An 8,460-nucleotide genomic window follows, 5' to 3' on the forward strand; every position below is an offset into this window, starting at 1 on the left:
GCCCTGAGGTCATTTCGTTTGCCGGCGGCCTGCCCGCCCCGGTCACCTTCCCGGTAGAAGCGATTCAGGCGGCGTGCGCCCGCATGTTTGCCGACAACCCGCAGGCCGCGTTGCAGTATGGCCCGACCGAGGGACTGTCCGGGCTGCGTGAATGGATTGCCCAGCGTCATGGCACCACGGCTTCGCGCGTGCTGATCACGACGGGTTCGCAGCAAGGGCTGGACCTGCTGGGCAAGATCTTCATCGACCCGCAAAGCAAGGTCATGGTGGAAACGCCCAGCTACCTGGGCGCCCTGCAATCGTTCTCGCTGTTCGAGCCGGCATATGCGTCGGTGCCCAGCGATGACAAGGGCCTGCTGCCCGAAGCCCTCACGCCCGAGCTGACCGCCGGCGCGCGCTTCTTCTACACCATCCCGAACTTCCAGAACCCGACCGGCCGCCGCCTGCCGCTGGAGCGCCGCCAGGCCCTGGTGGCCCGCGCCAAGGAACTCGGCGTGCTGCTGGTGGAAGACGACCCGTACGGCGAACTGAGCTACACCGGCGACCAACTGCCCTCGCTGCGCTCGCTCAATCCGGACGGCGTGGTCTACATGGGCTCGTTCTCGAAGATCCTGGCACCGGGCATGCGCCTGGGCTACATCATTGCGCCCGAGCACATCCACTTCAAACTCGTGCAAGCCAAGCAGGCGTCGGACCTGCACACGCCCAGCTTCACGCAGCGCGTGGCCTACGAGGTGCTCAAGACCGGCCTGCTCGACACGCACATCCCGAGCATCCGTGACCTGTATGGCAAGCAGTGCGAGGCGATGCTCGATTCGCTCCAGCGCCACATGCCGACCGGCGTGCACTGGAACCGCCCGGAAGGCGGCATGTTCATCTGGGTGGAAGTGCCGGAAGGCATCGACACGATGGCGCTGCTGGAAAAGGCCGTCGCGCGCAACGTGGCGTTCGTGCCGGGTGCGCCGTTCTACGCCAACGCCCCGCGCCGCAATACCCTGCGCCTGGCGTTCGTGACGGTGGCGCCGGAACGCATTGAACAAGGCATTGCCGTGCTGGGTGAGTTGCTGCGCGCAGAAATCGCGGCACTCACACCCAAGGCCGCCTAAATTACGTAACTACACTCACTCATCCATAGAAAGGAGCCGTCGTCGATGTTGCGGATCTGGGGAAGACTCTCTTCGGTCAACGTGCAGAAAGTGGTCTGGTGCGCGCGCGAGCTGTCGCTCGACCACGAGCGCATCGACGTCGGCGGTGCCTTCGGGGGCGTCGACACGCCGGCGTTCAAGGCGATGAATCCGAACGGCATGATCCCCGTCATCGAAGACGGCCTGAACGATTCCAGCGACGAGCGCTTCGTCCTGTGGGAGTCCAACGCGATCGTGCGCTACCTGTCGGCGCGTTACGGCCCGGGCAATCTGTACCCGCTTGAACTACACGAGCGCGCAGACGCTGACCGCTGGATGGATTGGCAGACCACGTCATTCAGCCCGTCGATGGTGGATGCGTTCGTGCAGCTCGTACGTACACCGGAAGATCAGCGCGACGCGGCCCGCATCGAGCGCTCGCGCCAGGCTGCCGAGCGCACCACCGCCGTCCTCGATACCGTACTGGCCAAGCAGCCCTATGTGGCCGGCAAGCGCTTCACCATGGCGGACATCGTCTGCGGTTGCGCCGCGCACCGATGGCTCGGGCTGCCGATCGAGCGCCCGGCACGTCCGAACCTCGAGCGCTGGATAGCCGAACTGCGCGATCGGCGTGCGGCACAGGAAGTGCTGGCGTTGCCAGTGGTCTAAACCAGCGCTCTGATCGCTCCGATTAATCAGCTGTTACAACAATCCGGTCATCCCCACCCTCCCGCCCCCCGTTCAATGGCGGTAGGCGCAAGCGTCATTCCATGCGACGCGCCTCATGTCCGGGCGCCTGTCCTGGAATGACTAGGAGATGTCTTCATGAAGCACGTTGGATTCCGTCTTTTGCTGCCCGCGCTGGCGCTGAGCAGTGCGCTTGCCGGTTGCGTGGTCGCGCCGCTTGAGCCGCCCACGGTCGCCCCGGCGGGCGTGGTGTATGTCGCGCCCGTCACGGTTGCCCCCGGACCAGGCTATACCTGGCGCTATCACGCGCACTACGGCTGGGGATGGTGGCACCCGCACCATGGCTGGCACGAGGGTTGGCGTTAAGCCGGCACCGTAGCTGATTGCGGTAGCATCACCAACCGCGCACGGCCTTCAACGCCGGCGCGGTTTTTTGTTTTTACCGAGGGAAACCCGGATGCGATTCCACCGACTTTCCACCCCCGTCGCCACGATCCTGTGGGGCGTGCTCTATCTGGTTGCCGCCATCGTGTCGCACCGCCTGAACGGGCCGGTGGACATGACGGGCTATATCTGGCTGCCGGCGGGCGTGACCATGGCCGCCTTCATGCTCCGGCCGTACCGCGAATGGCCGGGGCTGGGCGCAGCCTTTGCAGTGGCGCAACTGGCGCTGGCTGCCATCGAACACACCAACCCCGCACACGCGATGCTCTTCGCTCTGGACGAGGTCGGCAGTTCGGCGCTGGCTGTGGCGCTGATCCGGCTGATAGGCGTGCCACTCGAAGGGCTGTATTTCCTGCGCGCCATGCTGACGGCGGGCGCAATCAGCGGCATGGTCGGCGCGCTGTTCGGGGCGGCATGGTTTGCGTGGTCGCAAGGCGGCTCGTTCGGACACGTCTTCCGGATCTGGGGCGCATCGGATTTCCTGGGCGTGCTGATTGTCACGCCAGTGCTGGCAGCCTGGTCGCGCTTTCGTGCGTTCCGCTCGGGTGGTACCGATCGCACGGATTTCCTGCTCGGCCTGGCGGCCTTCATCGCGCTGGCCGTGTCGTCTTACGTGGTCTTCGACGGCAACAGCGCAGCCAAATTTGGCGATGGCATTGGCTTTGCGCTGACCTACGTGCCGCTGTTCTTTGCCGTGGTGGTGGCCCTGCTGTGGGGCGGGCGCGGCGGCTCGGTGGCGGTATTGCTGCTGGCGCTGGTCGCCCTCGTGCAGACGGCCGAAGGCGATGGCCCCTTTGCCGTGCTCGACCGTCACTACGGCCAATCATTGCTGGAAACGCAGTTGTACCTGGGCGTTGCCGCGCTGCTGGTGCTGCTGGTGAGCGCACTCAAAACCACCCGCGAGCAACTGCACGAACAAAGCGCGCATTGGCAGAACCGCGTAGAGCTGGCACTGGCCGCGTCCAGCCAGCTCGTCTACACCATCGACCCAGCCAGCGGCCGTATCGACTGGGGCGGTGACGTGACGCTGGCCTTCGGGCACGACGCGCAGACCATGGCTTCGGTCGCGACCGTGCTGCAGCTCGTGCATCCGGACGACCGCGCCGGCTTGAGCGCCCGTTGGCTCAGTAACACTGCATTTGACGATGAGGCTGTCGCACCCGCACGCCGGCAAACACTGCGCCTGAGCGCACGCGACGGCACGTTGCATACGGTGGTCGATACCGGCGGGCCGCTGACGGATGCCGTTGGCAACACGGCGCTGGTGGCCGGTACCTGGTCGGTCGAGACTGCACTGTGACCACGCCGGTGCCCGGCAGCACGGCGGTGCTGCTGATCCATGGCCTGGGCGGCACGTCCTACGACCTGGGCGTGCTGCAAAAAGCGCTGCGCAACGCCGGCGCGGTGGCGCACGCGCCCACCCTGCCCGGCCACGGCACGCGCCCGGAAGACCTGCTCACCACGCACGCCGAGGCGTGGCTCGACGCGCTCACGCAAACGTACAACCAGTTGCTCACCGAGCACGAAATCGTGCATATCGCCGGCATGTGCATGGGTGCGCTGCTGGCGTTGGTACTGGCACATCGCGTGCGGCACGGCGTGGATCGCCCGCAAGACAGGCTGGCGCTGCTGGCGACACCCATCCATATCGATGGCTGGTCGACACCGTGGTACCGGGAGCTGCGTCACGCGGTGTATCGGATTCCGGGTATGGCCGCGCGCATGCGCGTGGAAGAGGATGAGCCGTTCGGCATCAAGAACCCGCTGCTGCGGCGGATCATCAAGGCCAAGCTCGCGCGTGGCGACAGCTTCCACTATCCGTGGGTGCCGCTCACGTGCATTCGCGAAGTCGATCGGCTTCGCGTCAAGGCGCATGCGGCCATGCACGCCATCACCTGCGAGACGCTGGTCATTCACGCCCGTGAAGACGAACTGACCAGCCTGCGCTCGGCAGAGACGCTGCAAGCCGCCTTGCCGCGTGCCCGCACTGTGGTACTGGAAAACAGCTACCACATGATCTGCGTGGACAACGACCGCGATCAGGTCGCGGCCGAGCTGCTGGGCTTCTTCGGGTTCGACCCGGCGGCAGCCAGGCGCAAGGGCCCAGCCGCCGCGGATTGATCCGATCAGGCAGCAGGTCCGGCGGTTTCGTGCTCGTGCGCTGCGTCCAGCCGGCGCTGGCGCTCGCTGCCCTTGAACACGCGCCGCACCACCACGAAGAACACCGGCACCAGGAACACCGCCAGCACCGTCGCCGTGATGATGCCGCCCAGCACGCCCGTACCGATGGCGCGCTGGCTGGCGGATGCCGCCCCCGTTGCAATCGCCAGCGGCACCACGCCGAAGGCAAACGCCAGCGAGGTCATCACGATGGGCCGGAAACGCAGGCGTGCTGCCTCCAATGTGGCCTCGATCAAACCCATGCCCTGCGCCACCAGATCCTTCGCAACTTCGATGATCAGGATCGCGTTCTTGGCCGACAAGCCGATCGTAGCGATCAACCCGACCTTGAAGTAGATGTCGTTGGGCAGGAAGCGCAGTGTGGCACCCAGCAGCGCACCGAACACGCCCAGCGGCACCACCAGCATCACCGCCAGCGGAATCGACCAGCTTTCATACAACGCCGCCAGACACAGGAACACCACCAGGATCGACAGCGCGAACAGCGCCGGTGCCTGCGCCCCCGACAACCGCTCTTCGAACGACTGGCCCGTCCACTCATAGCCGAAGCCCTCGGGCAAACCACGCGCGATGGACTCCATCGCCGCCATGGCCTCGCCCGAGCTGTGGCCGGGTGCGGGTGAGCCGCTGATCGACATGGCCGGGAAGCCGTTGTAGCGGTCCAGCTTGAGCGGCCCGACGATCCACTGGGCCTTCGTGAAGGCTGACAGCGGCACCATGGCACCCGCCGCATTGCGCACGTGCATGCGGCCGAGTTGCTCGACCGACACGCGTTGCTTGCCGTCGGCCTGCACGATCACGCGACGCACCTGGTTGCGGTAGACGAAGTCGCCCGCATAGTCGGAGCCAAACATCACGGCCAGCGTGCGGTTGATGTCGTCAATCGACACGCCCATCGACAGTGCCTTCTTGCGGTCCACGTCGATCAGGATCTGCGGGGCATCGCCCTGACCGGCAAAGGTCACCTCCGACAGCGCCGGATGCTTGGCGGCCTCGGCCAGTACGTGATCACGCGCTTGCGCCAAGCGCTCGTAGCCGGCGCCGCCGCGATCTTGCAGGCGCAGGTCGAAGCCGGGCTTGCTGCCCAGCTCCGGCAGTGCGGGCGAGTTCATCGCCATGACCATCGCGCCCTTGATCTTGCCGAACGCGGCATTGGCGCGGGCAACCACGGCGTCGACGTGCTGGTCGTCACCCTTGCGGTGCTTCCACTCCTTGAGCGTGAGGAACAGCATGGCCGCGTTCTGCCCGTTGCCATACAGGCTGAAGCCTGTGATGGCCAGCGTGGACGCTACGGCCGGCTCCTTGGTCATGAAGTACTGCTCGGCCTGACGCACCACGTCGAGCGTCTGTGCCTGCGTGGCCCCCGTGGGCAGCATGACGACGGTCATGAACTCACCCGTGTCTTCTTCCGGCAGGAAGGCGGTCGGCAAGCGCATGAACAGCAGCACCACCACGCCGATGATGGCGCCATAGACAATCAGCGCACGGCCAGTACGCGTCAGCAACTTGGCAACACCGCCCTGGTAGCGCGCAGTCAATCGCGCGAAACCGCGGTTGAACGCACCAAAGAAGCCCTTGCGCTCCGTACTGTGCCCAGGCTCCACCGGCTTGAGCAACGTCGCACACAGGGCCGGCGTCAACGTCAGCGCCAGGAACGCCGAGAACACCATCGACACCGCCAGCGACAACGAGAACTGCCGGTAGATATTGCCCACCGCACCGCCAAAGAACGCCATCGGCACGAACACCGCCGTCAGCACGAGCGAGATGCCGACAATCGCCCCGCTGATCTGGCGCATGGCCTTGGCCGTCGCGTCACGTGGCGAAAGCCCTTCTTCATGCATCACACGCTCGACGTTCTCCACCACCACGATGGCATCGTCGACGAGGATACCGATGGCCAGCACGAGGCCGAACAGCGTCAGCACGTTGATGGAGAAGCCCATCGGCAGCATCACCGCAAACGTGCCCAGCAGCGCAATCGGCACCACCAGCGTGGGGATGAGCGTCGCACGCAGGTTCTGCATGAACAGCATCATCACCAGGAACACCAGTACCACGGCTTCGAGCAGCGTCTTGACCACCTGCTCGATGGCGATGCCGACAAAGCGCGAGCTGTCGTACGCCACTTCGTAGCGCACGCCCGGCGGGAAATGTGCCTGCGCCTCGTCCAGCACCGCGCGCACACGCTTGGCCACGCCGACGGCGTTGGCGCCCGGCGCGAGCTTGATACCGATGGTCGTGGCCGGCTTGCCGTTCATGCGCGAGAGGTACAGGTAGTCGCTGCCACCCAGCTCCACGCGTGCCACATCGCGCAGCAGCACCATGCGGCCCTGCGCATCCGCGCGCAGCGGAATCTGGCCGAACGCATCGGGCGTGGTCAGCCCATCGTCACCCGTGATGCTCGCGTTGATGGGCGCACTGCCCGGCACCGCCCCGCTGCCGATTTCACCCACGGTGATGCGCGCGTTGTAACGGCGCACGGCATCGCTCAAATCACCTGCAGTCAGGCCGAGTGCGGTGAGCTTGTCCGCATCAGGCCAGATGCGCATGGCGTATTCCGCGTCGAACAACTGTGCGGTACCGACACCCGGCACGCGGCGCAGTTGCGGAATCAGGTCGGACGAAGCCAAGTCGCCCAGATCGATACCGTCGAAGCGGCCGCGCTCGGCCGCCAGCGACAGATACATCATGTAGTTCTCGGCCGCCTTCTCGATGCGGATGCCGTTGCGGCGCACGACTTCGGGCAGGCGCTCCTCGACGATCTTCAGGCGGTTCTGCACCTCCACCGCCGCAAGATCGGGGCTGGTGCCCTGCTTGAACGACAGGTTGATCGACACGTTGCCCGCCGCGTCGGACGACGACGACATGTACAGCAGCCCCGGCGCACCGTTCATCTCACGCTCGATGATGGCCGTGACAGCGCTCTCCACCGTGCGCGCGGAGGCCCCCGGATAGTTGGCGCTGATGCTGACGTTGGGCGGCGCGATGTTCGGATACTGCGCCACCGGCAGGCTGGGCAGTGCCAGCAGGCCGGCCAGGATGATGGCCAGCGCAATCACCCAGGCAAAAACCGGGCGGTCGATAAAGAAACGTGCCATGGTCAGCCTTTGGTGCGCTCAGTCGGCTTGGTATCAGCGGCTGCGTCGGCGTGCTTGGCGGCCGGCACCGGCTTGACGGCCATGCCGGCTTCCAGCGTTTGCATGCCAGGGATGGCAATGCGCTCGCCGCCGGTCAGGCCGCTTGTTACGAGCCATTGATCACCAGCCAACGTTTGCGCAGCCACAGGCTGAGCCGCCAGTGTGTTGTCGGCCTTCACCACGAACACGGACGCGCCATGACGATCACGCTGCAACGCCCCCTTTGGAATCGTCACCGCACCCTGCTGCACCGCGTGCGACAGCTTCACGCGCACATACATGCCGGGCAACAGTAGGCCATCGGGGTTGGGCAGCACGGCGCGCATCGAGACGTTATCCGTCGCGCGGTCCACCGCCAGATCAGAGAACAGCAACTTGCCCGGGCGCTCGTAGGCCACGCCATCGCTCAGGATGACTTGCACACCGATGTCCTGCCCCGTCAACGCGGCGGCCTGCCCTTTCTTGAGCGCGCGCTGCAAGGCAAGCACCTCGGCAGCGGGCTGGGCGAAGTCGACATAGATCGGATCGATCTGCTCGACCGTGGTGAGCGGCGTGGCGGCGTCTTCCTTGACCAGCGCCCCTTCGGTTACCTGCGCGCGGCGCGAGCGGCCAGTGATGGGCGCGGTGACCGTGGCATAGCCCAGGCGCAGTTGCGCCGTCTCCAGCGCGGCGCGAGCGGAAACAACGTCAGCCGCAGCCTGACGCTCGGCGGATTGCGCTTCGGCGTATTCGAGTTCGCTCACGGCGCGGGTGGCGGCCAAGCCCTTGTAGCGGGTGGCCTTGTCGCGGGCGATGGCAACCTGCGCCTGCGCGCGGGCGAGTGCGCCTTGTGCCGCGTCCACCTGTGCCTTGAGCGGCGCCGGATCGATACGGAACAGCACCTG

7 protein-coding genes are annotated in these 8,460 nt (G+C 65.9%); 5 read left to right on the plus strand and 2 right to left on the minus strand.

The annotated features are described in order from the left end of the window. The 5 genes from JHD73_RS24965 to JHD73_RS24985 all read left to right on the plus strand — a co-directional run. Window positions 1-1,106, plus strand: a 1,106-nt coding sequence (locus JHD73_RS24965) for a PLP-dependent aminotransferase family protein (RefSeq protein WP_199032861.1), incomplete at its 5' end; no start/stop codon positions are given. Window positions 1,107-1,151: 45 nt separating this feature from the next. Continuing rightward, window positions 1,152-1,793, plus strand: a complete 642-nt coding sequence (locus JHD73_RS24970; RefSeq protein ID WP_199032862.1) for a glutathione S-transferase family protein — start codon at window positions 1,152-1,154, stop codon at window positions 1,791-1,793. Between the two features lie 156 nt (window positions 1,794-1,949). Further along, window positions 1,950-2,177, plus strand: a complete 228-nt coding sequence (locus JHD73_RS24975; RefSeq protein WP_199032863.1) for a hypothetical protein — start codon at window positions 1,950-1,952, stop codon at window positions 2,175-2,177. A gap of 91 nt (window positions 2,178-2,268) precedes the next feature. Further along, complete coding sequence (locus tag JHD73_RS24980) at window positions 2,269-3,555, plus strand: MASE1 domain-containing protein (protein ID WP_199032864.1); 1,287 nt, start codon at window positions 2,269-2,271, stop codon at window positions 3,553-3,555. Window positions 3,556-3,563: 8 nt separating this feature from the next. Further along, on the plus strand, window positions 3,564-4,376 hold the full coding sequence (locus tag JHD73_RS24985; protein WP_199032867.1) for a carboxylesterase: 813 nt from the start codon (window positions 3,564-3,566) through the stop codon (window positions 4,374-4,376). A 5-nt stretch (window positions 4,377-4,381) separates the two neighbouring features. Here JHD73_RS24985 and JHD73_RS24990 read toward each other — a convergent pair whose 3' ends face one another. Both JHD73_RS24990 and JHD73_RS24995 read right to left on the minus strand, forming a co-directional pair. After that, window positions 4,382-7,537, minus strand: coding sequence for an efflux RND transporter permease subunit (locus JHD73_RS24990; RefSeq protein WP_199032865.1), 3,156 nt, complete (start codon window positions 7,535-7,537; stop codon window positions 4,382-4,384). Between the two features lie 2 nt (window positions 7,538-7,539). Continuing rightward, a partial coding sequence (locus JHD73_RS24995; protein ID WP_199032866.1) for an efflux RND transporter periplasmic adaptor subunit occupies window positions 7,540-8,460 on the minus strand: 921 nt, incomplete at its 5' end.

This window comes from Ralstonia sp. ASV6, from assembly GCF_016429285.1.
GTDB classification, from domain to species: domain Bacteria; phylum Pseudomonadota; class Gammaproteobacteria; order Burkholderiales; family Burkholderiaceae; genus Ralstonia; species Ralstonia flaminis.